Origin of the sequence: Klebsiella sp. P1CD1 (assembly GCF_003790505.1) — a bacterium.
Lineage (GTDB): Bacteria > Pseudomonadota > Gammaproteobacteria > Enterobacterales > Enterobacteriaceae > Klebsiella > Klebsiella variicola.
Genome location: NZ_CP033631.1, coordinates 1,759,746 through 1,782,640 on the forward strand (window position 1 = coordinate 1,759,746; position 22,895 = coordinate 1,782,640).

At 60.7% G+C, this 22,895-nt stretch carries 21 protein-coding genes; 13 read left to right on the top strand and 8 right to left on the bottom strand.

Annotated features, from left to right (window positions below; genetic code table 11):
* Positions 1-60 precede the first annotated feature (60 nt).
* The gene (gene mdtQ, locus DTA24_RS08965; RefSeq protein ID WP_110185118.1) at positions 61-1,500 is read left to right on the top strand and encodes a multidrug resistance outer membrane protein MdtQ; all 1,440 of its coding nucleotides are present in this window, start codon (positions 61-63) and stop codon (positions 1,498-1,500) included.
* 32 nt (positions 1,501-1,532) lie between these two features.
* Here the strand turns inward: mdtQ and DTA24_RS08970 are convergent, their stop codons facing one another.
* Complete coding sequence (locus tag DTA24_RS08970) at positions 1,533-2,102, bottom strand: DedA family protein (RefSeq protein ID WP_008804042.1); 570 nt, start codon at positions 2,100-2,102, stop codon at positions 1,533-1,535.
* A 153-nt stretch (positions 2,103-2,255) separates the two neighbouring features.
* On the opposite strand from DTA24_RS08970, the gene DTA24_RS08975 reads away from it, so the two are divergent.
* Positions 2,256-2,843, top strand: a complete 588-nt coding sequence (locus tag DTA24_RS08975) for a Yip1 family protein (protein WP_008804043.1) — start codon at positions 2,256-2,258, stop codon at positions 2,841-2,843.
* Between the two features lie 188 nt (positions 2,844-3,031).
* Complete coding sequence (gene pbpG / locus DTA24_RS08980) at positions 3,032-3,982, top strand: D-alanyl-D-alanine endopeptidase (RefSeq protein ID WP_008804044.1); 951 nt, start codon at positions 3,032-3,034, stop codon at positions 3,980-3,982.
* Between the two features lie 344 nt (positions 3,983-4,326).
* Here pbpG and DTA24_RS08985 read toward each other — a convergent pair whose 3' ends face one another.
* Together DTA24_RS08985 and dld are read right to left on the bottom strand one after the other, a co-directional pair.
* Positions 4,327-4,881, bottom strand: coding sequence for a GNAT family N-acetyltransferase (locus DTA24_RS08985; RefSeq protein ID WP_008804045.1), 555 nt, complete (start codon positions 4,879-4,881; stop codon positions 4,327-4,329).
* A gap of 85 nt (positions 4,882-4,966) precedes the next feature.
* Entirely contained in the window at positions 4,967-6,712 is a 1,746-nt protein-coding gene (dld, locus tag DTA24_RS08990; RefSeq protein ID WP_008804046.1) for a D-lactate dehydrogenase, read from the bottom strand.
* Between the two features lie 194 nt (positions 6,713-6,906).
* On the opposite strand from dld, the gene bglX reads away from it, so the two are divergent.
* The 5 genes from bglX (at position 6,907) to DTA24_RS09015 (ending at position 13,084) form a co-directional block, all read left to right on the top strand.
* On the top strand, positions 6,907-9,204 hold the full coding sequence (bglX, locus tag DTA24_RS08995; protein ID WP_023340540.1) for a beta-glucosidase BglX: 2,298 nt from the start codon (positions 6,907-6,909) through the stop codon (positions 9,202-9,204).
* Positions 9,205-9,340: 136 nt separating this feature from the next.
* Positions 9,341-10,258 carry an ABC transporter substrate-binding protein gene (locus DTA24_RS09000; protein ID WP_008804048.1) on the top strand — a complete coding sequence of 306 codons (918 nt, stop codon included), beginning with the start codon at positions 9,341-9,343 and terminating at the stop codon, positions 10,256-10,258.
* 7 nt (positions 10,259-10,265) lie between these two features.
* The gene (locus DTA24_RS09005; RefSeq protein ID WP_123836734.1) at positions 10,266-11,423 is read left to right on the top strand and encodes an ABC transporter permease; all 1,158 of its coding nucleotides are present in this window, start codon (positions 10,266-10,268) and stop codon (positions 11,421-11,423) included.
* Positions 11,416-12,363, top strand: coding sequence for an ABC transporter ATP-binding protein (locus DTA24_RS09010; protein WP_008804050.1), 948 nt, complete (start codon positions 11,416-11,418; stop codon positions 12,361-12,363). Before DTA24_RS09005 ends, DTA24_RS09010 begins: the two co-directional genes overlap by 8 nt.
* Positions 12,347-13,084 (top strand): ABC transporter permease, encoded by a 738-nt coding sequence (locus DTA24_RS09015; protein ID WP_023340537.1) that lies wholly within the window; start codon positions 12,347-12,349, stop codon positions 13,082-13,084. The genes DTA24_RS09010 and DTA24_RS09015 overlap by 17 nt, the downstream gene beginning before the upstream one ends.
* On the opposite strand, the gene DTA24_RS09020 is transcribed toward DTA24_RS09015, so the two are convergent.
* The gene (locus tag DTA24_RS09020) at positions 13,059-13,172 is read right to left on the bottom strand and encodes a protein YohO (protein WP_002912762.1); all 114 of its coding nucleotides are present in this window, start codon (positions 13,170-13,172) and stop codon (positions 13,059-13,061) included. The genes DTA24_RS09015 and DTA24_RS09020 overlap by 26 nt on opposite strands.
* A gap of 229 nt (positions 13,173-13,401) precedes the next feature.
* Between DTA24_RS09020 and DTA24_RS09025 the strand changes: the two genes are divergently transcribed.
* From DTA24_RS09025 to DTA24_RS09035, 3 genes are read left to right on the top strand one after another with little or no spacing between them, the layout of a single operon-like run.
* The gene (locus DTA24_RS09025; RefSeq protein ID WP_002912760.1) at positions 13,402-15,090 is read left to right on the top strand and encodes a sensor histidine kinase; all 1,689 of its coding nucleotides are present in this window, start codon (positions 13,402-13,404) and stop codon (positions 15,088-15,090) included.
* Positions 15,084-15,803 (top strand): two-component system response regulator BtsR, encoded by a 720-nt coding sequence (gene btsR / locus DTA24_RS09030; RefSeq protein ID WP_008804052.1) that lies wholly within the window; start codon positions 15,084-15,086, stop codon positions 15,801-15,803. The genes DTA24_RS09025 and btsR overlap by 7 nt, the downstream gene beginning before the upstream one ends.
* A gap of 47 nt (positions 15,804-15,850) precedes the next feature.
* A complete protein-coding gene (locus tag DTA24_RS09035) occupies positions 15,851-16,321 on the top strand; it encodes a DUF1456 family protein (RefSeq protein WP_008804053.1) in 471 nt (156 codons plus the stop codon).
* 110 nt (positions 16,322-16,431) lie between these two features.
* Here the strand turns inward: DTA24_RS09035 and metG are convergent, their stop codons facing one another.
* Entirely contained in the window at positions 16,432-18,465 is a 2,034-nt protein-coding gene (gene metG, locus DTA24_RS09040; RefSeq protein WP_002912753.1) for a methionine--tRNA ligase, read from the bottom strand.
* 153 nt (positions 18,466-18,618) lie between these two features.
* On the opposite strand from metG, the gene apbC reads away from it, so the two are divergent.
* Positions 18,619-19,728: an iron-sulfur cluster carrier protein ApbC gene (gene apbC / locus DTA24_RS09045; protein ID WP_008804054.1), complete on the top strand. Its 1,110-nt coding sequence runs from the start codon at positions 18,619-18,621 to the stop codon at positions 19,726-19,728.
* Here apbC and DTA24_RS09050 read toward each other — a convergent pair.
* Complete coding sequence (locus DTA24_RS09050) at positions 19,725-20,186, bottom strand: GNAT family N-acetyltransferase (protein WP_008804055.1); 462 nt, start codon at positions 20,184-20,186, stop codon at positions 19,725-19,727. The genes apbC and DTA24_RS09050 overlap by 4 nt on opposite strands.
* The gene (locus DTA24_RS09055) at positions 20,161-20,478 is read right to left on the bottom strand and encodes an RcnB family protein (RefSeq protein WP_002912749.1); all 318 of its coding nucleotides are present in this window, start codon (positions 20,476-20,478) and stop codon (positions 20,161-20,163) included. Before DTA24_RS09055 ends, DTA24_RS09050 begins: the two co-directional genes overlap by 26 nt.
* Positions 20,479-20,661: 183 nt before the next feature.
* Here DTA24_RS09055 and DTA24_RS09060 point away from each other — a divergent pair, with 183 nt between their 5' ends.
* A complete protein-coding gene (locus tag DTA24_RS09060; RefSeq protein ID WP_123836735.1) occupies positions 20,662-21,561 on the top strand; it encodes a LysR family transcriptional regulator in 900 nt (299 codons plus the stop codon).
* Here DTA24_RS09060 and DTA24_RS09065 read toward each other — a convergent pair.
* Complete coding sequence (locus tag DTA24_RS09065) at positions 21,551-22,894, bottom strand: NCS2 family permease (RefSeq protein ID WP_012967563.1); 1,344 nt, start codon at positions 22,892-22,894, stop codon at positions 21,551-21,553. The genes DTA24_RS09060 and DTA24_RS09065 overlap by 11 nt on opposite strands.
* Between the last annotated feature and the right edge of the window lies 1 nt (position 22,895).

Here is a 22,895-nt window from a genome sequence, read left to right on the forward strand (position 1 = left end):
AACGCGTTTAATTCAATTAACTTATGATAACCAACCTGATTAAGTTATCTGACCTGTCTAATGAAATTGATATTAAATAAAAGCGTGCTGGCGGCATTGCCCCTGGCCATCGCGCTGGCTGGCTGCGCGCCATCTCATGAGGTTGCTAATCCGCCGCAGCAGCAAATTCCAGCCTCCCATGTTTCCATGGATCTCCCTGCCGCCGTGAAAAATGGCTGGCCGCAGACCGACTGGTGGAAAGACTACCACGATGCCCAACTGGATAATCTGATTCAGCGCGCACTCGCCAATGCGCCGGATATGCAAATTGCCGAACAGCGCATCAGGCTTGCCGAAGCGCAGGCGCGAATGTCGCAGGCGAATCTTGGCCCGGAGATGGATTTCTCCGCCGATGTTGAACGCCAGCGCATGTCGGCCGAAGGCCTGATGGGGCCGTTCGCCACCGACACCGACGGCAATACCGGCCCGTGGTACACCAACGGCACCTTCGGCCTGACCGCTGGCTGGGATCTGGACCTGTGGGGTAAAAACCGCGCGCTGGTGAAAGCGCGCATCGGCGAGCTGAAAGCCCAGGTGGCGGAGCAGGCCCAGACCCGCGAATTGCTTTCTGGCAGCGTGGCGCGCCTGTACTGGCAGTGGCAGACGGAAGCGGCGATTAAAGCAGTGCTGCAGCAGGTGAAGGGTGAGCAAAATAATATCGTGACGGTCGACAAGGCCCTGTTGCAGCGCGGGATCACCAACTCCGCCGAAGGGGCGGAGAACGATATTAACGTCAGCAAAACCGACCAGCAGCTGGCGGACGTGGCGGGCGCGATGAAAGAGATTGAAGCGCGCCTGATGGCCCTGACCAACAGCCAGAGCCAGTCGCTGAACCTCAAACCGGTCAGCCTGCCGACGGTCAGCGCGCAGCTGCCTGATACCCTCGGCTATGAGCTGTTGGCGCGCCGCCCGGATCTGCAGGTTGCTCACTGGTACATTGAGGCATCGCTGAGCGAAGTGGACGCGGCGAAAGCGGCGTTTTATCCCGACATCAATCTGATGGCGTTCCTGCAGCAGGATGCCCTGCACTTAAGCGATCTTTTCCGTCACTCGGCGCAGCAGATGGGCGTCACCGCCGGACTGACGCTGCCGATCTTTGACAGCGGCCGCCTCAATGCCAATCTGGATATCGCCAGCGCGCAGAACAGCCTGTCGATAGCGCAGTACAACAAAGCGGTGGTGGATGCCGTCAACCAGGTGGCGAAAACCGCCAGCCAGGTCGAGACGCTGATGGCCAAAAGCCAGCAGCAGCAGCAGGTTGAAAAAGACGCCCAGCGGGTGGTGAACCTGGCGCAGGCCCGAATGGCGGCGGGGATCTTACCCGGCTCCAGAGTCAGTATGGCGAAGCTCCCGGCGCTGCAGGAGCGCATTACCGCATTGCGCCTGCACGGCCAGTGGATTGACGCCAGCATTCAGCTGACTTCTGCTCTCGGCGGCGGCTATCACCAGAGCGTGAAATAACCGGCGCAACGGCGCGCCTGCGGGGGCGCCGTTTAGTCTTTCTTCTTCCTTTCTCGCCGCCTGAGCCACCAGTGGGCGGCGACCACCAGTCCTACCGCGAGGATCAGCCAGATCCAGTGCTTCAGATGGGCGTCCAGATGGTGCAGCCACGGGCCAACCACCTCGCCGCCGAGATAGCCAATGGTGGTAAACAGCAGGGCCCACACCAGCGCTCCGACAATATTCAACGGCAGGAAAATGCGCGGCGGCAGGCGGCTGGCGCCGATCAGCAGGGGGCCGATTACCCGGAAGCCATACATAAAGCGGGTGCCGATGACAAAGAGCCACGGCCGGTGCTGGATCATGCGCTGCGCTTTACGTATTCGCGCCTTCTGGCTGGCGAAACGGCGCAGAATGCGTCCCCCGAAGCGGCGGCCGACCAGATAGAGCAGCTGATCGCCAATCATCCCGCCGAGGGCGACGGCGATCACCACCAGGGGAAACTTCAGTAACCCCTGATGCGCTGCGACGCCGCCCAGCAGGGTAATGGTCTCACCTTCCGCCATGCTGCCGACGATCAGCGCCGCGTAGCCATACTGGGAAATCAGGTGATTGATATCCATAAACAGCTTATCTCCTTATCTCATCACCTGTTAATCATACACCCTGCTGACCAAAACGCGGCGACGCAGATTTTTTGCGCTGTACACAAAATAATCTACAGGGTGAATTATACTTGGATCAGTGCAGTACGAAGCCGTGACAAGGGGGACGCTATGAACCATGTCTGGGGGCTCTTCGCTCATCCCAACCGGGAAATGAGCGTGATTAAGAGCGAGAATGAAACCATTTCTCATCACTATACGCACCATGTGCTGCTGATGGCGGCGGTTCCGGTGGTGTGCGCCTTTATCGGCACCACGCAGCTGGGCTGGAACTTCGGCGACGGCACCGTTATTAAACTGTCGATGTTGACCGGTCTGGCGCTGGCGGTACTGTTTTATGCCGTGATGCTGGCCGGGGTGGCGATCATGGGGCGGGTTATCTGGTGGATGGCCAGGCAGTATCCGCAGCAGCCTTCGCTGAAACGCTGCATGGTGTTTGCAGGCTATGTGGCCACGCCGCTGTTCCTGAGCGGGATTGTGGCGCTCTATCCGCTGGTCTGGCTGTGCGCGCTGATCGGTACCATCGCGCTGTTTTACACCGGCTATCTGCTCTATCTGGGCATCCCGACCTTCCTGAGCATTAACCGGGAAGAGGGGTTAAGCTTCGCCAGTTCGACGCTGGCCATCGGAGTGCTGGTACTGGAAGTGCTGCTGGCGATCACCGTGGTACTGTGGGGGTATGGTTACCGACTCTTCTGATCGCACGTCACTGGATAATATGCATTGCCGGCAAATATGTATTTTGTGTCGGCAATGCAGCATTTCTTCACGATTCTTATTAGGCACAGGGCCTTACGGCGCGGTATGATGGCGTTTGCCAGCGATGTTGCCCACTTAACCTCGCGGCGTACGTTCCATAACGTGCAAAAATACTTTTCAGAATGCCCATGATGCCGAAATTTCGAGTCTCTTTGCTCAGCCTGACCTTGCTGCTGGCTGTGCCTTTTGCGCCCCAGGCGTTAGCAAAAACCTCTGCGGCGGTTGCCGCCTCGCAGCCGGATATCGCCTCCGGCAGCGCCATGATCGTCGATCTGGCCACCAAAAAAATCATCTATGCCAGCCAGCCGGATCTGGTGCGCCCGATGGCGTCAATCACCAAAGTGATGACCGCCATGGTGGTGCTCGATGCCCATCTGCCGATGGATGAGATGCTGACGGTGGATATCAGCCATACGCCGGAAATGAAGGGGATCTACTCCCGCGTGCGCCTCAACAGCCAAATCAGCCGCCGCACGATGCTGCTGCTGGCGCTGATGTCTTCCGAGAACCGCGCGGCCGCCAGCCTGGCGCATCACTATCCAGGCGGCTACGATGCCTTCATTCGCGCGATGAACGCCAAAGCCCAGGCGCTGGGCATGACTCATACCCGCTACGTGGAGCCGACGGGCCTGTCGGTGCATAACGTCTCCACCGCCCGCGATCTGACCAAACTGCTGATCGCCAGCGAGCAGTATCCGCTGATTGGCCAGCTGAGCACCACTAAAGAAGAGACCGCTACCTTCGCCCATCCGGCCTACAGCCTGCCGTTCCGCAACACCAACCATCTGGTGTATCGCGATAACTGGAATATCCAGCTGACTAAAACCGGCTTCACCAACGCTGCCGGCCACTGCCTGATTATGCGTACGGTGATTAACCAACGCCCGGTGGCGCTGGTGGTGATGGATGCCTTCGGTAAATACACCCACTTCGCCGACGCCAGCCGCTTGCGGACCTGGATTGAAACCGGGAAGGTGATGCCGGTACCCGCCTCGGCGCTGAGCTATAAAAAGCAGCGCGAAGCGCAGATGGCGGAGGCGATGCTGAAAGGCGGCGCGCAGACCGCGCAGAACGATTAATCTGCCTGTCCCCCGGATGGCGGCGCATTGCGCCTTATCCGGGCTACGTGATTTGGCACCGGGTTCGCCCCCTTCGTAGGCCCGGCAAGCGCAGCGCCGCCGGGCAATATACCCGACACCGTGCCGCGTTTGTGCCGGATGGCGGCGCATTGCGCCTTATCCGGGCTACGTGATTTGGCGCCGGGTTCGCCCCTTTCGTAGGCCCGGCAAGCGCAGCGCCGCCGGGCAATCAGGCCGAGTGCCGGTGTTTGTGCCGGATGGCGGCTGACGCCTCTACGGAACCGCGCTGAACGGTAGCCCGGCTAAGGCGTTTACGCCGCGAGCCGGGGATTTGACGCCGGATATCACTCCGGCAGCGTCCAGTCGCCGTCACCCAGCGCGCGCTGCATAATCAACGTATCTCGCCAGTCGCCCATCTTGTAGCCCACGCTGCGCAGTTGACCCGCCACGGTAAAACCAAACTTTTTATGGATCGCCAGCGAACCGGCATTGTTATGGCCATCGCCAATGATCGCCAGCATCTGCCGCCACGGGCCTTTCTCGCATTCGGCGATCAGCCGCGACAGCAACGCGCTGCCGATGCCGCGCCCGCCCATCCCGGATTCCACGTAGATCGATTCCTCAAGCGTGTAGCGATAGGCCGGACGAGGCCGATAGAAGGTGGCGTAGCAGTAGCCGACGATGGCGCCGCGCCACAGCGCCACCAGCCAGGGCAGCCCGTTATCGCGGACGGTTTTGATCCGTTTACGCATTTCGTCAACGGTAGGGGGGATCTCTTCAAAGGAAGCGCGGCCATTGAGCACGTGCCAGACATACAGCGCGGCGATGGCGTGCGCATCGTCGGGCAGCGCTTCACGAATTTCTAAATCACTGTCGAGTAACGGGGCCTCTGCGGGCATGGCGGCGCTCCTGAATCTGCCGGAGAGACATTCTCCGGCGTGCAGCGTAATACAGAAGCGCCAGGCTGAATAGTCCTGCCGCTGATTATTGCGGATCTGCCGGGGAGACCGGCGTTGGTGCCGCTTCACCCCAGTATTTCTGCTTACTGGTTTTACCAATCCCCGGGTTCATGCTGTTGGTCGGATCGTTCTGGCGATAGAACTGCTGCAGGCTCTCCGGGGCCTCATACAGATGACCCACGTTATGCTCCGCCGGGTACTGGGCGCCACGCGCTTTCAGCAACGCCAGCATCTGCTCTTTCAGAGCGTGGGCGTCGACCCCTTTCTTGACGATGTAATCCTGATGGAACACATGGCACATAAAGTGGCCATAGTAGAGCTTATGCACCAGCTGGCTGTCGATCTCCGGCGGCAGATGTTCGAACCACTCGGTATCGTTGCGGCGCAAGGCGATATCCAGCGCCAGAATATCTTCCACTTCGTCAGCATGCACCGCCTGATAGCGGATGGCCGCGCCGGCGGCGGCAAAGCGGTGCAGAAACGCCTTGCTGCCTTCCTCCGGCGTACAGGCGAAGAAATCCCCCTCGGCCTGCTGGAAGTATTCCGTCAGCCAGCGCTGCGCTTCTTCGATGCCATCCCCGGCCATCTTCAGCAGCAGATGATGTTCATATTTATCACGCCAGGTTTTCATCCGCTCCGGTAAGTGCGCCGGGAAGACGTGGCCGAGCTTCTGCATAAAGCGGTCGGTAAAGTGCGGCTTAAACAGCGAGACTTTCTCCAGCATCGCGTCGGTGCGCCCCTTCATGGTGAAGAAGAACGGCATTTTGTCGGTGCCGAGCTTGTCGATCATCAGGAAGGTGTCTTTGCCATACTTCTCGGCGATATCGTAAATATCGCGGTGCATATATTCCCCGGCCACCGGCAGATGCTGGAACTCGGCGAGGATATGGCGGCGGATCTCGGTCAATACCTGCGGCTGGTTGGTGCCAATGTAAAACACCTGCTGGCGTTTTTCCGCCGGGAAGGTATCCAGACGCGCGGCGAAAACCGCCAGCTTGCCGGCGCAGCCGGAGGATTCGAACAGGCGGTCCGGGTCGGCGTTGTAGCGCGCCGGGGTGTCGGCATCGACATCGCGCACGCGGGTCACATAGTCGTGATCGTGGGCGTGGCGGCCGTCGTGCAGCACATCGCTATCGCTGATGCGCTCGTCGTCGAGGCGGCTGAGGATCTGCTCCGGCGTGCTGCCGAGATCAATGCCCAGATGGTTGACCAGCTTCAGCTTGCCGTCGGCGTCAATCTGCGCGAACAGCGACATTTCGGTATAGGCGGGCCCGCGCTGCACCAGCGAACCGCCGGAGTTGTTGCAGATCCCGCCGATCACCGATGCGCCGATGCATGACGAGCCGATCACTGAGTGCGGCTCGCGACCCAGCGGTTTGAGCGCTTTTTCCAGCGAATAGAGGGTAGTGCCGGGCCAGGCCAGCACCTGCTCGCCTTTGTCCAGCAGATGCAGTTTATCCAGGCGCAGAGTGCTGATAATCACGATCTCGCGATCGTAATCATTGCCGTTGGGGGTCGAACCTTCGGTCAGGCCGGTGTTGGCCGCCTGCATCAGAATAATTTTATCGGCGTCTACGCAGGCGTTAAGCACGCGCCAGAGTTCCAGCAGGGTGCCGGGAAAGACAACCGCCAGCGCCTCGCCCTGACCGGAGCGGAAGCCTTTGCGGTAGCGTTGGGTTTTTGCCGGGTCGGTCAGCAGATGCGAAGGGCCAACCAGGCGCGCCAGATCCGCCAGAAACGTTTTATGGGTATTAGTGGGTGCAGATGACATGTTCCACTCCTTGTGGTGGTGCGCGAAATATCGAGGATAAGCATAGCGCTTTGTATGACAATTTGATGCATGAATGTTTCGCAAAAATCAGAGAAGAACCTTAGCATTCTGCGGGCGCGTTGTTTATATATATGGCAAACTGCGGTTTTTATTATGTTTTACCGAGTCCCCGTCTGAGAAAAAGCGAGATAACAATGAAATGGCTCTGCACTGTAGGCGTCGCCGTGAGTCTGGCGCTGCAACCCGCGCTGGCGGATGAACTGTTTGGTAACCACCCTCTGACCCCGCAGGCGCGGGATGCCTTTGTCACCGATCTGCTGAAAAAAATGACGGTAGACGAGAAAATCGGCCAGCTGCGTCTGATAAGCGTTGGCCCGGATAACCCGAAAGAGGCGATCCGCGAAATGATCAAAAACGGTCAGGTGGGGGCGATTTTTAACACCGTCACCCGGCCGGATATCCGCGTGATGCAGGATCAGGTGATGCAGCTTAGCCGCCTGAAGATCCCATTGTTCTTTGCCTACGATGTGCTGCACGGTCAGCGCACCGTGTTCCCGATAAGCCTCGGCCTGGCCTCATCGTTTAACCTTGACGCCGTGAAGACCGTGGGCCGCGTGTCAGCTTATGAAGCCGCCGATGACGGCCTGAACATGACCTGGGCGCCGATGGTCGACGTCTCCCGCGACCCGCGCTGGGGACGCGCTTCCGAAGGGTTCGGGGAAGACACGTATCTGACCACGATGATGGGCCAGGCGATGGTGGAGTCGATGCAGGGCAAGAGCCCGGCGGATCGCTATTCGGTGATGACCAGCGTCAAGCACTTCGCCGCCTACGGCGCGGTGGAGGGCGGGAAAGAGTACAACACGGTCGACATGAGCCCGCAGCGCCTGTTCAACGACTATATGCCGCCGTACAAAGCCGGGCTTGATGCCGGCAGCGGCGCGGTGATGGTGGCCCTGAACTCGCTGAACGGCACCCCGGCGACTGCTGATTCCTGGCTGCTGAAAGACGTCCTGCGCGACCAGTGGGGCTTTAAAGGCATCACGGTCTCCGACCACGGCGCCATCAAAGAGTTGATTAAGCACGGCGTGGCCTCCGACCCGGAAGACGCGGTGCGCGTGGCGCTTAAGTCCGGCATCAACATGAGCATGAGTGACGAGTATTACAGCAAGTACCTGCCGGGGCTGGTGAAGTCTGGCAAGGTGACCATGGCCGAGCTGGATGACGCCACCCGTCATGTGCTCAACGTCAAATATGACATGGGGCTGTTCAACGATCCTTACAGCCACCTGGGACCAAAAGATTCTGACCCGCAGGACACCAACGCGGAAAGCCGCCTGCATCGCAAAGAGGCGCGCGAAGTGGCCCGCGAAAGCCTGGTACTGCTGAAAAACCGTCTCGATACGCTGCCGCTGAAAAAATCCGGCACCATCGCGGTGATTGGCACGCTGGCGGACAGCAAACGCGACATGATGGGCAGTTGGTCCGCGGCCGGGGTGGCCGACCAGTCGGTGACCGTCCTGACCGGCATCAAAGAAGCGCTGGGTGATAACGGTAAAGTGATTTACGCCAAAGGGGCGAACGTCACTGACGATAAAGGCATCGTCGATTTCCTTAACCTGTATGAGAACGCGGTGCAGGTTGACCCGCGCTCGCCGCAGGAAATGATCGACGAAGCCGTCGCGGCGGCGAAGCAATCCGACGTGGTGGTTGCCGTGGTGGGCGAAGCGCAGGGCATGGCGCATGAGGCCTCCAGCCGGACCGACATCACCCTGCCGCAGAGCCAGCGCAATCTGATTGCCGCCCTCAAAGCCACCGGCAAACCGCTGGTGCTGGTGCTGATGAACGGCCGTCCGCTGGCGCTGGTGAAAGAGGATCAGCAAGCCGATGCGCTGCTGGAGACCTGGTTTGCCGGCACTGAAGGCGGTCACGCCATCGCCGACGTGCTGTTTGGCGACTATAACCCGTCGGGCAAACTGCCGATGTCTTTCCCGCGCTCGGTGGGGCAGATCCCAACCTACTACAGCCACCTGAATACCGGCCGGCCGTATAATCCGGAGAAACCGAACAAGTACACCTCGCGTTACTTCGATGAAGCCAACGGCCCGCTGTATCCGTTTGGTTACGGCCTCAGCTACACCACCTTTAGCGTCTCCGATGTCACCATGTCGTCAGCCACCCTGCCGCGCGACGGCAGCGTGACCGCCAGCGTGCAGGTGACCAACACCGGCAAACGCGAAGGGGCAACGGTCATTCAGCTGTATCTGCAGGACGTCACTGCCTCCATGAGCCGGCCGGTGAAAATGCTGCGCGGCTTTAAAAAGGTCAACCTCAAGCCGGGCGAAACGCAAACCGTCAGCTTCCCGATTGACGTCGACGCGCTGAAGTTCTGGAACCAGCAGATGAAATACGTTGCTGAGCCGGGCAAATTCAATGTCTTTATCGGCGTGGACTCCGCCCGCGTGAAGCAGAGCGAGTTTGAACTGTTGTAAGGAATAGCCCTTAAGCTCAACGTGACACGTTAAAGGCCGATTAATCGGCCTTTTCTTTTTCGTATCGCCAGCAAATGGACTACGCTTTTCTCTTAAGCTTCTGTAAGCGAAGCGCAAAAGAACTGAGGGAAGCGGGATGAAGATGGCAATGAAATGGTCCGGTGCGCTGGCGCTGGCCGCCCTGATAAGTTTACCGCTGCAGGCGGCGGAGCCGGTGAAGGTCGGCTCGAAAATTGATACCGAAGGCGCGCTGCTGGGCAATATGATCCAGCAGGTGCTGGAAAGCCACGGCGTAAAAACGATTAATAAAATCCAGCTCGGCACCACGCCGGTGGTGCGCGGGGCGATTGTCGCCGGCGAGCTGGATATCTATCCGGAATATACCGGCAATGGCGCCTTCTTCTTCAAAGATGAAAACGACCCGGCGTGGAAGCATGCCCAACAGGGCTATGAGAAGGTGAAGCGCCTCGATCAGGAGAAACATCAGCTGGTATGGCTCACCCCGGCGCCGGCCAACAATACCTGGACTATCGCCGTGCGCCAGGACCTGGCGGAGAAAAATCACCTGACCTCGCTGGCCGACCTCAGTCGCTACCTGAAGCAGGGCGGCGAATTTAAGCTGGCGGCCTCGGCGGAGTTTATTGAGCGCCCGGACGCGCTGCCGGCGTTTGAAAAAGCGTATGGCTTCAACCTCAACCAGAACCAACTGTTGTCGCTGGCCGGGGGCGATACGGCGGTGACCATCAAAGCGGCGGCGCAGCAGACCTCGGGCGTAAACGCGGCGATGGCCTACGGCACTGACGGCCCGGTCGCGGCGCTGGGGTTACAGACGCTGAGCGACCCGCAGGGCGTGCAGCCGATTTATGCCCCGACGCCGGTGGTGCGTGAGGCCGTGCTCAAAGCCTATCCGCAGATCGCCGACTGGCTGAAGCCGGTCTTTGCCAGCCTCGATGAAAAAACCTTGCAGCAGCTGAACGCCCGCATTGCGGTGGAAGGCCAGGATGCGAAGCGCGTGGCGGCAGATTATCTGCAGCAGAAAGGCCTGCTGAAGTAAGCCACCGGTGACCATTCGCTGTACTCACCGCGTCGGCCTGCTGCTGACAGGTCTGCTGCTGGTTACGCTGGCGCTGCCGTTTATTACTTACGCGCCGAATCGCTTACTCTCCGGAGAAGGGCGCGGGCTGTGGCAGGTGATGCCCTGGCTCGCCGGCGTTCAGCTGGCGGCAGTCCTTGCCGGGATGCTGCTTTGCTGGCTGCCAGGCAGGGCCGCGCCGCTTCTTCACCTGCTGCTGGCCGAACTGCTCTTCCCGCTGCTTATCTGGGGCAGCGGACAGGCGGCGCTTGAGCTCTCCCGGCACGGCTCGCCGCTGGCGCGCACCTCGCCCGGCAGCGGCCTGTGGCTGTCGCTGGCGCTTTGTCTGCTGCTGGCCAGCGAGGCCATCCGTCATCTTACCGTCCGGCCGCTGTGGCGCTGGCTGCTTAATGCGCAAGTCTGGCTGTTGCCCATCATCCTGCTTGCTACCGGGGCGCTCGATCAGCTCTCTCTGCTGAAGGAGTATGCCAACCGTCAGGAGGTGTTTGACGACGCGCTGCGCCAGCATCTGCTTTTGCTGTTCGGCACCCTGCTGCCGGGCCTGCTCATTGGCCTGCCGCTGGGGGTATGGCTGTGGCGACGTCCGCGCTGGCAGGCGCCGGCCTTCACCGTGCTCAATGTGATCCAGACTATCCCGTCGGTGGCGCTGTTCGGCCTGCTGATTGCGCCACTTGCCGGTCTGGCGCGCTATTTCCCGGCGCTGGGCGAGCTGGGCGTCTCCGGGACCGGCGTGGCGCCGGCCCTGATCGCCCTGACTTTGTATGCGCTGCTGCCGCTGGTGCGCGGGGTGGTGACCGGCCTGCAGCAGGTGTCGCAGGATGCCCTGGAGAGCGCGACGGCGATGGGCATGAGCGCCGGGCAGCGCTTTCGTCAGGTGCAGCTTCCGCTGGCGATGCCGGTGTTGTTGCGCAGCCTGCGGGTGGTCAGCGTGCAAACCGTCGGCATGGCGGTAGTGGCCGCGCTGATCGGCGCCGGCGGTTTTGGCGCGCTGGTGTTTCAGGGGCTGCTGAGCAGTGCGCTGGATCTGGTGCTGCTGGGCGTGGTGCCGACCATTGCCCTGGCGGTGGTGGTGGATGCCCTGTTCGCCCTGTGGGGCGCCTGGCTAAAAGGAGAGGCCAATGATTGAGTTTGAAGGGGTCAGCAAAGTGTTTGCCGGCCACCCGGCGGTGAAGGACCTGACCCTGGAGCTGCGCGAAGGCGCCTTCTCGGTGCTGGTGGGGACCTCCGGCTCGGGCAAGTCGACGACGCTGAAGATGATCAACCGCCTGCTGGAGCCGGACCGTGGCACTATTCGTTTTGCCGGCGAGGACATCCGTCAGCAGCCGGTCCTGACCCTGCGGCGGCGGATGGGCTATGCCATCCAGTCCATCGGCCTGTTTCCGCACTGGACGGTGGCGCAGAATATCGCCACTGTGCCGCAGCTGCAAAAATGGCCGCGGGCGAGGATCGCCGACCGGGTCGACGAGCTGATGGCGTTGTTAGGGCTGGAGGCGACGCTGCGCGACCGCTACCCGCATCAGCTCTCCGGCGGCCAGCAGCAGCGGGTGGGGGTGGCGCGGGCGCTGGCGGCGGATCCGGAGGTGCTGTTGATGGATGAGCCCTTCGGCGCCCTCGACCCGGTGACCCGCGAGGCGCTGCAGCAGGAGATGCTGCGCATCCACCGGCTGCTGGGGCGGACGATTGTGCTGGTGACCCATGATATTGACGAAGCGCTGCGTCTGGCGGACCACCTGGTGCTGATGGACGGGGGCGAGGTGGTCCAGCAGGGGGCGCCGCTGGAGATGCTCCTGCGGCCGAAAAATAGCTTTGTGCAGACCTTTTTTGGCCGCAGCGAGCTGGGCGTGCGCCTGCTGTCGCTGCGCGAGGTGGGGGACTATTTGCGTCCCGGCGAACGGCTGGCGGGCGAGGGGCTGACCGTCACCATGACCCTGCGGGAAGCGCTGTCGCAGTTTGTCGCCCGGCGCTGCGAGGCGCTGCCGGTGGTCGATGCCGAAGGCAGGCCCTGCGGCACGCTGCATTTTGCCGATCTGCTGCGCCAGGAGGCGAGCCATGAAGGCGCTTCGTGAGCCGCTGTGGTGGCTTATCGTGCTGTTTATCGGCCTGCTGGTAGGGCTGCCCTACAGCGCGCCGCTGTTCAGTCGGCTGTTCCCGGAGCTGCCGCGGCCGGTCTATCAGCAGGAGAGCTTCTGGGCGCTAACCCTCGATCACGGCTGGCTGGTGGTGGCGTCCAGTCTCGCGGCAACCGCTGTGGGCCTGGCGGCCGGGATCGCAGTCACCCGGCCCGCCGGCAGCGCGTTTCGCCCGCTGGTGGAGACCATCGCCGCTATCGGGCAGACCTTTCCGCCGGTGGCGGTGCTGGCGATGGCGGTGCCGGTGCTGGGATTTGGCTGGCTGCCCGCGCTCATCGCCCTCGCGCTGTATGGCATACTGCCGGTGCTGCAGGGGACGCTGGCCGGGCTGGGGTCGATACCGTCGGGGGTGTCAGGGGTGGCCGAAGGGATGGGAATGACCGGCTGGCAGCGTCTGTATAAGGTGGAGCTACCGCTGGCGGCCCCGGTAATACTGGCGGGGATCCGCACCTCGGTCATCGTCAATATTGGTACCGCGACCATTGCTTCTACGGTGGGGGCCAGTACGCTCGGGACGCCGATCATCATCGGCCTGAGCGGCTTTAATACCGCCTATATTGTTCAGGGGGCGCTGCTGGTGGCGCTGGCGGCGATTATCGTCGACCGCGCGTTTGAGCGTCTGACCCGCTGGATCAGCCGACACCGCCACGCACAATAAAGGAATAGCCGGCCAGCATTACGCCGCTGATCCCGCCGATGGCCATAAGTAAGAAGAGGGTGACGACCGCGATTTTCGCTGGCTTCATAATAGGCTCCTGATGTTAACAGGGGGATTATACGGTGAAGCGCAGGTGTTAATGAAACATTAATTGCGGTTTAGCGCGCCGCGCCGGGGTTTTTGCCGCGTTTGCTGCGCAACGCGCCGGAAAAAAGTGTGATCCTGTCCGTCATTTTTCATTTTTATGCAGGGCTTCAAAGAAAGTTTTCGCCAGGCAGGGTATGGTACGCGCTTTCAGGAATGTGTGGTTTGCGGGTATGTACGAGTTTGATCTGGTGTTGCTGCTGCTTCAGCAGATGTGCGTATTTTTGGTCATCGCGTGGTTGATGAGCAAAACCCGGCTGTTTATCCCCCTGATGCAAGTCACCGTTCGCCTGCCGCACAAGCTGCTGTGCTACGTCACCTTCTCCATTTTCTGCATTATGGGGACCTATTTCGGTCTGCATATCGAAGACTCCATCGCCAACACCCGCGCCATCGGCGCCGTGATGGGCGGCCTGCTCGGCGGCCCGGTGGTCGGCGGGCTGGTGGGGCTGACCGGCGGCCTGCACCGCTACTCGCTGGGGGGAATGACCGCCTTAAGCTGCATGGTCTCCACCATCGTTGAGGGGCTGCTGGGCGGGCTGGTGCACAGCGTGCTGGTCAAACGCGGCCGGCCGGACAAGGTCTTTAGCCCGCTGACCGCCGGGGCGATCACCTTCGTGGCCGAGCTGGTGCAGATGATGATCATTCTGCTGATTGCCCGCCCGTTCCAGGACGCCCTGCATCTGGTGCAGAGCATTGCTGCGCCGATGATGGTCACCAATACCGTCGGTGCGGCGCTGTTTATGCGCATTCTGCTGGATAAACGGGCGATGTTCGAGAAATACACCTCCGCCTTTTCCGCCACCGCGCTGAAGGTGGCGGCGTCGACCGAGGGGATCCTGCGTCAGGGATTCAACGAAGAGAACAGCATGAAGGTGGCCCAGGTGCTGATCCAGGAGCTGGATATCGGCGCGGTGGCGATCACCGATCGCGACAAGCTGCTGGCGTTTACCGGCATCGGCGACGATCACCATCTGCCGGGCAAGCCTATCTCCTCCTCGTATACGCAACGGGCGATTGAGACCGGGGAGGTGGTCTACGCCGATGGCAACGAGGTGCCTTACCGCTGCTCGATTCATCCGCACTGTAAGCTGGGGTCGACGCTGGTGATCCCCCTGCGCGGTGAGAACCAGCGGGTGATAGGCACCATTAAACTGTATGAGGCGAAAAATCGCCTGTTCAGTTCGATCAACCGCACCCTCGGGGAGGGGATTGCCCAGCTGCTGTCGGCGCAGATCCTCGCCGGACAGTACGAGCGGCAGAAGGCGCTGCTGACGCAATCTGAAATCAAGCTCCTGCACGCCCAGGTCAACCCGCACTTCCTGTTTAACGCGCTTAACACGCTGAAGGCGGTGATCCGCCGCGACAGCGATCAGGCCGGCCAGCTGGTGCAGTATCTGTCGACCTTCTTTCGTAAGAACCTGAAACGGCCGACGGAAATTGTCACGCTTGCCGATGAGATCGAGCATGTTAACGCCTATCTGCAGATTGAGAAGGCTCGCTTCCAGGCTAACCTGCAGATCCAGATGGCGGTGCCCGAGGGGCTGGCGCATCACCAGCTGCCCGCTTTCACCCTGCAGCCGATCGTGGAGAACGCCATTAAGCATGGTACATCGCAACATCTTGGCGTCGGCGAAATTACCATCCGCGCCAGCCAGGACGATCGCTGGCTGCAGCTGGATATCGAAGATAACGCCGGGCTGTACCGGGCCAACCCCCAGGCCAGCGGACTGGGGATGAATCTGGTGGACAGGCGTCTGCGGGCGCGTTTTGGCGCCGACTGCGGCATCAGCGTCACCTGCGAGCCGGAGCGCTTTACCCGTGTCACCCTACGTCTGCCCCTGGAGGAGAATGCATGCTGAGAGTATTGATCGTCGATGATGAGCCGCTGGCGCGGGAAAACCTGCGTATTTTGCTGGAGACTCAGCGCGATATCGAGATCGTCGGCGAGTGCGGCAACGCGGTGGAGGCGATTGGCGCAGTACATAAGCTGCGCCCTGACGTGCTGTTTCTCGACATCCAGATGCCGCGCATCAGCGGTCTGGAGATGGTCGGGATGCTCGACCCGGAGCATCGCCCCTATATCGTGTTTCTCACCGCTTTTGATGAGTACGCGGTGAAAGCCTTTGAGGAGCACGCTTTTGACTATCTGCTGAAGCCGATTGAGGCCGTGCGGCTGGAGAAAACCCTGGCCCGCCTGCGTCAGGAGCGCAGCCTGCAGGACGTGTCGCTGCTGGATGACGCCCGGCAGACGCTGAAATACATTCCCTGTACCGGCCACAGCCGTATCTGGCTGCTGCAGATGGAGGATGTGGCCTTCGTCAGCAGCCGGATGAGCGGCATCTACGTGACCGATCGCGAGGGAAAAGAGGGCTTTACCGAGCTGACCCTGCGCACCCTCGAGAGCCGCACGCCGTTGCTGCGCTGCCATCGCCAGTATCTGGTGAATATGGCGCACCTGAAGGAGATTCGCCTGGAAGAGAATGGCCAGGCGGAGCTGCTGATGCGCGCCGGGCAAACGGTGCCGGTGAGCCGGCGCTATTTAAAAAGCCTGAAAGAAGCGATTGGCCTGTAAAACTGCTACACTGCGCCCCATTGCAACATCGACAGTAAAAGGCACTCATGCTCAGTAATGATATTCTTCGTAGCCTGCGCTACACCCTGAAAGCCAATAATAACGATATGGTGCGCATTCTTGCGCTTGCCGATATGGAATCCACCGCCGCCAGCTTCGATACCTGGATGACGAAAGAGGATGAAGAGGGTTTTGTCCGCTGCCCGGATATTATCCTGTCGGGTTTCCTCAACGGCCTTATCTATGACAAGCGCGGCAAAGATGATTCGGCGCCGGAGCTGGCGCTGGAGCGTCGGGTGAATAACAACACGGTGCTGAAAAAGCTGCGGATCGCCTTCTCGCTGAAAACGGACGATATCCAGGCGATCATGAGCGAGCAGAAATACCGGGTGTCGGTGCCGGAAATCACCGCCATGATGCGCGCCCCGGAGCATAAAAACTACCGCGAGTGCGGGGATCAGTTTATGCGCAACTTCCTGCGCGGGTTGACCCACCGGGTGCATCACCCGAAGGCGTGATGTTTAGCCGGGTGGCGGCTTCGCCTTACCCGGCCGACAAAACCCGTCGGCCCGTGCAAGCGTAGTGCCGCCGGGCAAAAAAAAGCCGGAGATACTCTCCGGCTTTTTTGTTATTTCACCTGCTGACCCGGCTTCGCGCCGTCGTCAGGGCTTAACAGGAAGATATCCTTCCCGCCAGGGCCGGCGGCCATCACCATGCCCTCGGAGATGCCGAAGCGCATTTTCCGCGGCGCCAGGTTGGCGACCATCACCGTCAGGCGGCCAATCAGCGGCTGCGGATCCGGGTAAGCGGAGCGGATGCCGGAGAAGACGTTACGTTTTTCGCCGCCGAGATCCAGCGTCAGGCGCAGCAGCTTGTCGGAGCCCTCGACGAATTCCGCGTTTTCAATCAGCGCCACGCGCAGATCGACTTTGGCGAAATCGTCAAAGGTGATGGTCTCCTGAATCGGATCGTCCGCCAGCGGACCGGTGACCGGCGCCGCGGTGGCTTTCACCTCTTCTTTAGAGGCTTCCACCAGCGCTTCCACCTGTTTCATCTCGATGCGGTTATACAGCGCTTTAAACGGATTGACCTTATGCGCCAGCAGTGGCTGCTGAATGGCATCCCAGCTGAGTTCGCTGTTGAGGAACGCTTCCGCACGCGCCGCCAGCTGCGGCAGCACCGGCTTCAGCCAGGTCATCAGCACGCGGAACATGTTCAGACCCATGGTGCAGATGGCCTGCAGGTCGGCGTCGCGGCCTTCCTGTTTCGCCACCACCCACGGCGCCTGCTCATCGACGTAGCGGTTAGCCACGTCGGCGAGGGCCATGATTTCGCGGATTGCCTTACCGAACTCGCGGCTGTCCCATGCTTCGCCGATGCTTTCCGCCGCGTCGGTGAAGGTTTTATACAGCGCCGGGTCGGCCAGCTCAGCGGCCAGCACGCCGTCGAAACGCTTGCTGATAAAGCCGGCGTTGCGCGAGGCGAGGTTAACCACCTTGTTGACGATGTCGGCGTTCACGCGCTGCACGAAATCTTCCAGGTTCAGGTCGATGTCATCGATGCGCGAAGAGAGCTTGGCGGTGTAGTAGTAGCGCAGGCTGTCAGCGTCGAAATGATTTAACCAGGTGCTGGCCTTGATAAAGGTCCCGCGCGACTTGGACATCTTCGCGCCGTTAACCGTCACGTAGCCGTGCACGAACAGGTTAGTCGGCTTACGGAAGTTGCTGCCTTCCAGCATTGCCGGCCAGAACAGGCTGTGGAAGTAGACAATGTCCTTGCCGATAAAGTGATACAGCTCTGCCGTGGAGTCTTTCTTCCAGTATTCGTCGAAGCTGGTGGTGTCGCCGCGCTTGTCGCACAGGTTCTTGAAGGAGCCCATGTAGCCGATCGGCGCGTCCAGCCAGACGTAGAAATATTTGCCCGGCGCGTTGGGAATTTCGAAGCCGAAGTACGGCGCATCGCGGGAGATGTCCCACTGCTGCAGGCCGGATTCGAACCACTCCTGCATTTTGTTCGCTACCTGCTCCTGCAGCGCGCCGCTGCGGGTCCACGCCTGCAGCATTTCGCTGAACGACGGCAGGTCGAAGAAGAAGTGCTCGGAGTCACGCATTACCGGCGTAGCGCCGGAGACCACCGATTTCGGGTCGATAAGTTCGGTGGGGCTGTAGGTCGCGCCGCACACTTCGCAGTTATCGCCATACTGGTCCGGAGATTTGCACTTCGGACAGGTGCCTTTCACAAAACGGTCCGGCAGGAACATGCCTTTTTCCGGATCGTAGAGCTGAGAGATGGTGCGGTTTTTAATAAAACCGTTCTCTTTCAGGCGGGTGTAGATAAGCTCCGACAGCTCGCGGTTCTCGTCGCTGTGCGTCGAGTGATAGTTATCATAGCTGATGTCGAAGCCGGCAAAATCGGTCTGATGCTCCTGACTCATTTCGCCAATCATCTGCTCCGGAGTGATACCGAGCTGCTGCGCTTTGAGCATGATCGGCGTGCCGTGAGCGTCGTCGGCGCAGATGAAGTTGACCTCGTGGCCGCGCATTCGCTGGTAACGGACCCAGACATCAGCCTGGATGTGCTCCAGCATGTGGCCGAGGTGGATGGAGCCGTTGGCGTACGGCAGGGCGCACGTTACCAGAATTTTCTTCGCGACTTGAGTCATAGTGAGCATTACATCTTCTGTTGTAAAAAGGGCTTCCGATATTACCAAAAGGGCTGTGGGTGCGCCATAAATGGCTGCCCATATATGGATAATCGTTAGCTGTGATAAACTCTGTGATTACTGAAAGCATCTCAAAACAACAAAGGAGTCGGGATGAATTCGCAATCCCAGGCCAAATCCCCTGAGCGCCTACGTGCGATGGTCGCCGGGACGCTGGCCAATTTCCAGCACCCAACCCTGAAGCATAATCTCACCGCCCTCAAGGCGCTGCACCATGTCGCCTGGCTGGACGATACCGTTCATATTGAGCTGCAGATGCCGTTCGTCTGGAGCAGCGCCTTCGAAGTGCTGAAAGAGCAGTGCAGCGCCGAGCTGCTGCGCATCACCGGCGCGAAGGCCATCGACTGGAAGCTGACCCACAGCATCGCGACCCTCAAGCGCGTGAAAAACCAGCCCGGGGTCAACGGCGTGAAGAACATTATCGCCATCAGCTCCGGCAAAGGCGGCGTCGGTAAATCTTCTACTGCCGTAAACCTGGCGCTGGCCCTGGCGGCGGAAGGGGCGAAGGTGGGCATTCTTGATGCCGATATCTACGGTCCGTCGATTCCGACCATGCTGGGCGCCGAAGACAGTCGCCCGACCTCACCGGACGGCACCCATATGGCGCCGATCATCAAGTATGGCCTGGCCACCAACTCTATCGGCTACCTGGTGACTGACGACAACGCCATGGTCTGGCGTGGTCCGATGGCCAGCAAGGCGCTGATGCAGATGCTGCAGGAGACCCTGTGGCCGGATCTTGATTACCTGGTGCTGGATATGCCGCCGGGCACCGGCGACATCCAGCTGACCCTGGCGCAGAACATTCCGGTGACCGGTGCGGTGGTGGTCACCACGCCGCAGGACATCGCGCTGATCGACGCCAAAAAAGGCATCGTGATGTTCGAGAAAGTGGAAGTGCCGGTGCTGGGGATCGTGGAAAACATGAGCATGCATATCTGCAGCAACTGCGGGCACCACGAGCCTATCTTCGGCACCGGCGGCGCGCAAAAACTGGCCGAGAAATACCACACCCAGCTGCTGGGTCAGCTGCCGCTGCATATTACGCTGCGGGAAGATCTGGATAACGGCACGCCGACGGTGGTGGCGCGTCCGGACAGCGAATTTACCGACATCTACCGCCAGCTGGCGGGCCGGGTGGCGGCCCAGATGTACTGGCAGGGAGAAGTGATCCCGGGTGAGATTGCCTTCCGCGCCGTTTAAGGCCGCGGCGAGCGCATCAGCCAGTATCTGCCCTCGGGCGACGCGCCCTGTGCTTCGATGGTCCAGCCATGACGCTGGTAGAAGCGCAGGGCGTTTTTATTTTCCATCAGGCATTTCAGCGTTCCGCTGGCGGTAAAGCTCCGTTCGACCTGCGCCAGCAGCGCGCTGCCGATATGTTTGCCCTGCCAGTCGGGGTCGACAAACAGATGGTGAAGGAAATTATCGGCGGTCCATACGGCGGCAAAGCCCACCGGCTGGCCGTCGCATTCCGCGACCCACAGTTGTTCATCCGCGGTGGCGGCATCGAAATCCTCCAGCCGCCACGCCGCGGCGGGAAGCCAGGTCCACGATAAACTGCGCGCCCGCAGGAAGATCTGGCGCAGCGCCGGAGAGTCCGCTGGCTCGCCGGGGCGGACGTGGAGGTTGCGCGGATCAGCGATGATAGAAGATCTCGCCATCGTACACTTTGAGAATTTTGCCTTCGGTATCGGTGATCAGCACGTAGTTACCGCCCATGTAGGTCCAGTGGCTGCCGGCGTCCGGTGCAGGCAGGTTACGCTGCTGCCACTGTTTGATGTTGTATTCCGGGGTGAGGTACATCGCCGGAACGGTGTCGCCGATGTGAAACTGGGTGAAATCGGCAGTGAACTCTTTCAGCGCATACTGATCGATCCCCGCGGCAGTAGCCGTCCAGCTGGCGCCAGCGGTGGCAAGAAGTACGCCCAGAAGCATCATTTTTGTTTTACGCATAATTTCCTCAATATTACCTGGACTCAAATTAGCAGCCTCGTATCATTCCTGATGCGTTGCTGAAATGGCAAGCACTGGATTTTTAAAAAGTGTAAGCAAAACACGGCACAAGTCTTGCGCCGCTTGCGTTGCAGCGACGGTGATGCGTATTTTGGGAGCAATCTGAAGCAGGGGAGAATCGGCATGTTCAGGCTGGAAGATCTGACCTTATTTGTCCGCGCCGCGGCACTGGGCAGTTTTAGCGACGCGGCGCGCGAGGCCGGACAGCAGCCGGCGCAGGTCAGTGCGGCGATTAAGCGTCTGGAGACGATCCTCAATATTCGCCTGTTTGCCCGTTCGACCCGCAGCCTGCGCCTGACGCCGGAGGGGGAGACCTGGCTGCCCTACGCCACCCAGATGCTCGATACCCTCGAGGCCGGTCTGCAGAAGATCCAGACCCCGGACGATGAAGTTCGCGGCATGTTGCAGCTTGCCGTGCCGTCGGACCTCGGGCGTAACCTGCTCCTGACCCTGTTCCGTGATTTCCGCCAACGCCACCCGGCGCTGCGTTTGCGGTTGCTCTTTTCCGACCAGCTAACCGACGTGTTTAAAGATCCGGTGGACGTCGCGTTTCGCTATGGTAATAACGACGATGCCTCGTTTATCTCGCTGCCGGTGGCGCCGGAAAATCGTCGGGTGCTGGTGGCCTCGCCTGAGTGGATCGCCCGCCACGGCGAACCGCAGACCCTCGAGGAGCTCAGCCAGCACAATGCGTTGATCTACATTTTGCGCGGCCATCCGTTCGACCGCTGGTCGCTGAGCCTCGACGGCGTGGTTCAGCAGCAGAAGGTCTCCGGCACGGTGATGAGCGACGACGCCGAGGTGATCCGTCGGCTGGCGGTGGCCGGGGAGGGCATTGCCTATAAATCGATGCTCGACGTCAGCGACGATCTGCGGGCGGGGCGCCTGCGGCGCCTGCTGCCGCGTTATCAGGGGGATGTGGTGCCGTTGAATCTGATTTGCCCGCACCGCAAACAGCTCTCTGCCGCGGTGCGTTTGTTATATGAAGAGGTGAAATCACATTGTGAAGGGCTTAATGCCTGACTAAGGTCGCGAAGTAATACACCAGCGGGACAGCCAGCACCCACAGGCCAATCGGGATTTCCCGCCACTTGCCGGCGATAGCCTTGATCACAATGTAAAACAGCAGCCCGCCGGCAATCCCGGTGCCGAAGCTGTTGGCGATAAGGGTGATCATCACCATCATCAGCACCGGCAGCCCGTCGGTGAAGTTGCCAAGATCCACTTTGCGCAGGCCGCTGAACATGTTCAGGCCAATCAGGATCAGCGCTGGGGCGGTGGCTTCTTTCGGGATCATCAACGCCACCGGCGTGAACAGCAGCATCAGCAGGAACATTACCGCCGCCGACAGGGCGGTGAGGCCGGTTTTGCCGCCGGCTTCCGCTGCCGCCGAAGACTCAATCAGTGCCGTCGCCGCCGGGATGCCCACCCATGGGCCGAGCGCGGCGGCAATCGAATCGACCATAAACGGGCGATTAATCTGCGGCATGTTGCCTTCTTCATCCAGCAGCCCCGCCTCGCCGCCCACCGCCAGCGTCGTCCCCATGGTGGAGAAAAACTCAGAAGCGAAAAAGACGAACAGGAACGGCAGGAAGGCGATGTTTAACGCCCCCAGCAGATCAACCTGCCCCAGCACCGGGGTTAGCGAATGGGGAACGTCGATAAAACTTGTCGGCAGATGGGTGACGCCGAAGGGGATGCCCACCAGCGTGGCGCACAGAATGGCCCACAAAATCGCGCCCGGAACCTTACGCGCCTGCAGGGCTATCGCCAGGAACAGGCCGCACAGCGCCACCAGCGCGCCGGGGGCGAGAAAGTCGCCGAGCATCAGCGCGTTGGTTTTCGCATTGGCCAGCACCAGCCCGGCATTGCGAAAGCCGAGGACGGCGACAAACAGGCCGATGGAGGCGGTGAGCCCCAGCTTGATCGACTGCGGTACCGAGCGGGTGACCACTTCGCGCAGGCCAAAGCGGGTCAGCAGGAAGAAGAGGATCCCCGACCAGCAGGCAATCCCGAGGCCAGTCTGCCAGCCAATCCCTTCGCTACCGGCCAGCGTCACTCCCACCAGCACCGAGCCGCCAATCCCCGGGCCAACGATAAACGGCAGGTTGGCATAAAACGCCATCAGCAGAGAGCCGACGACGAAGACCAGAATGGTGCCGGTGGTGGCGGCGCCTTTGTCCATCCCGCCGATCGCCAGCAGCCCCGGGATGACCACCAGTAAATAGGCGGCGGCGAGAAAGCCGGTGATCCCGGCCAGGCATTCGGTGCGTAGCGTACCGCCGCGCGAGCGCAGCGCAAAGCGGCGCTCCAGCCAGTTAGCGCGGTCGGATGAGTGAAGTGTGTTATCGGCCATG

What these genes read in the sequence shown, in the direction of transcription:
- mdtQ (WP_110185118.1), top strand. Translation starts at nt 61, where the DNA reads ATGAAATTGATATTAAATAAAAGCGTGCTGGCGGCATTGCCCCTGGCC.
- DTA24_RS08970 (WP_008804042.1), bottom strand. Translation starts at nt 2,102, where the DNA reads ATGGATATCAATCACCTGATTTCCCAGTATGGCTACGCGGCGCTGATC.
- DTA24_RS08975 (WP_008804043.1), top strand. Translation starts at nt 2,256, where the DNA reads ATGAACCATGTCTGGGGGCTCTTCGCTCATCCCAACCGGGAAATGAGC.
- pbpG (WP_008804044.1), top strand. Translation starts at nt 3,032, where the DNA reads ATGATGCCGAAATTTCGAGTCTCTTTGCTCAGCCTGACCTTGCTGCTG.
- DTA24_RS08985 (WP_008804045.1), bottom strand. Translation starts at nt 4,881, where the DNA reads ATGCCCGCAGAGGCCCCGTTACTCGACAGTGATTTAGAAATTCGTGAA.
- dld (WP_008804046.1), bottom strand. Translation starts at nt 6,712, where the DNA reads ATGTCATCTGCACCCACTAATACCCATAAAACGTTTCTGGCGGATCTG.
- bglX (WP_023340540.1), top strand. Translation starts at nt 6,907, where the DNA reads ATGAAATGGCTCTGCACTGTAGGCGTCGCCGTGAGTCTGGCGCTGCAA.
- DTA24_RS09000 (WP_008804048.1), top strand. Translation starts at nt 9,341, where the DNA reads ATGAAGATGGCAATGAAATGGTCCGGTGCGCTGGCGCTGGCCGCCCTG.
- DTA24_RS09010 (WP_008804050.1), top strand. Translation starts at nt 11,416, where the DNA reads ATGATTGAGTTTGAAGGGGTCAGCAAAGTGTTTGCCGGCCACCCGGCG.
- DTA24_RS09015 (WP_023340537.1), top strand. Translation starts at nt 12,347, where the DNA reads ATGAAGGCGCTTCGTGAGCCGCTGTGGTGGCTTATCGTGCTGTTTATC.
- DTA24_RS09020 (WP_002912762.1), bottom strand. Translation starts at nt 13,172, where the DNA reads ATGAAGCCAGCGAAAATCGCGGTCGTCACCCTCTTCTTACTTATGGCC.
- DTA24_RS09025 (WP_002912760.1), top strand. Translation starts at nt 13,402, where the DNA reads ATGTACGAGTTTGATCTGGTGTTGCTGCTGCTTCAGCAGATGTGCGTA.
- btsR (WP_008804052.1), top strand. Translation starts at nt 15,084, where the DNA reads ATGCTGAGAGTATTGATCGTCGATGATGAGCCGCTGGCGCGGGAAAAC.
- DTA24_RS09035 (WP_008804053.1), top strand. Translation starts at nt 15,851, where the DNA reads ATGCTCAGTAATGATATTCTTCGTAGCCTGCGCTACACCCTGAAAGCC.
- metG (WP_002912753.1), bottom strand. Translation starts at nt 18,465, where the DNA reads ATGACTCAAGTCGCGAAGAAAATTCTGGTAACGTGCGCCCTGCCGTAC.
- apbC (WP_008804054.1), top strand. Translation starts at nt 18,619, where the DNA reads ATGAATTCGCAATCCCAGGCCAAATCCCCTGAGCGCCTACGTGCGATG.
- DTA24_RS09050 (WP_008804055.1), bottom strand. Translation starts at nt 20,186, where the DNA reads ATGGCGAGATCTTCTATCATCGCTGATCCGCGCAACCTCCACGTCCGC.
- DTA24_RS09055 (WP_002912749.1), bottom strand. Translation starts at nt 20,478, where the DNA reads ATGCGTAAAACAAAAATGATGCTTCTGGGCGTACTTCTTGCCACCGCT.
- DTA24_RS09060 (WP_123836735.1), top strand. Translation starts at nt 20,662, where the DNA reads ATGTTCAGGCTGGAAGATCTGACCTTATTTGTCCGCGCCGCGGCACTG.
- DTA24_RS09065 (WP_012967563.1), bottom strand. Translation starts at nt 22,894, where the DNA reads ATGGCCGATAACACACTTCACTCATCCGACCGCGCTAACTGGCTGGAG.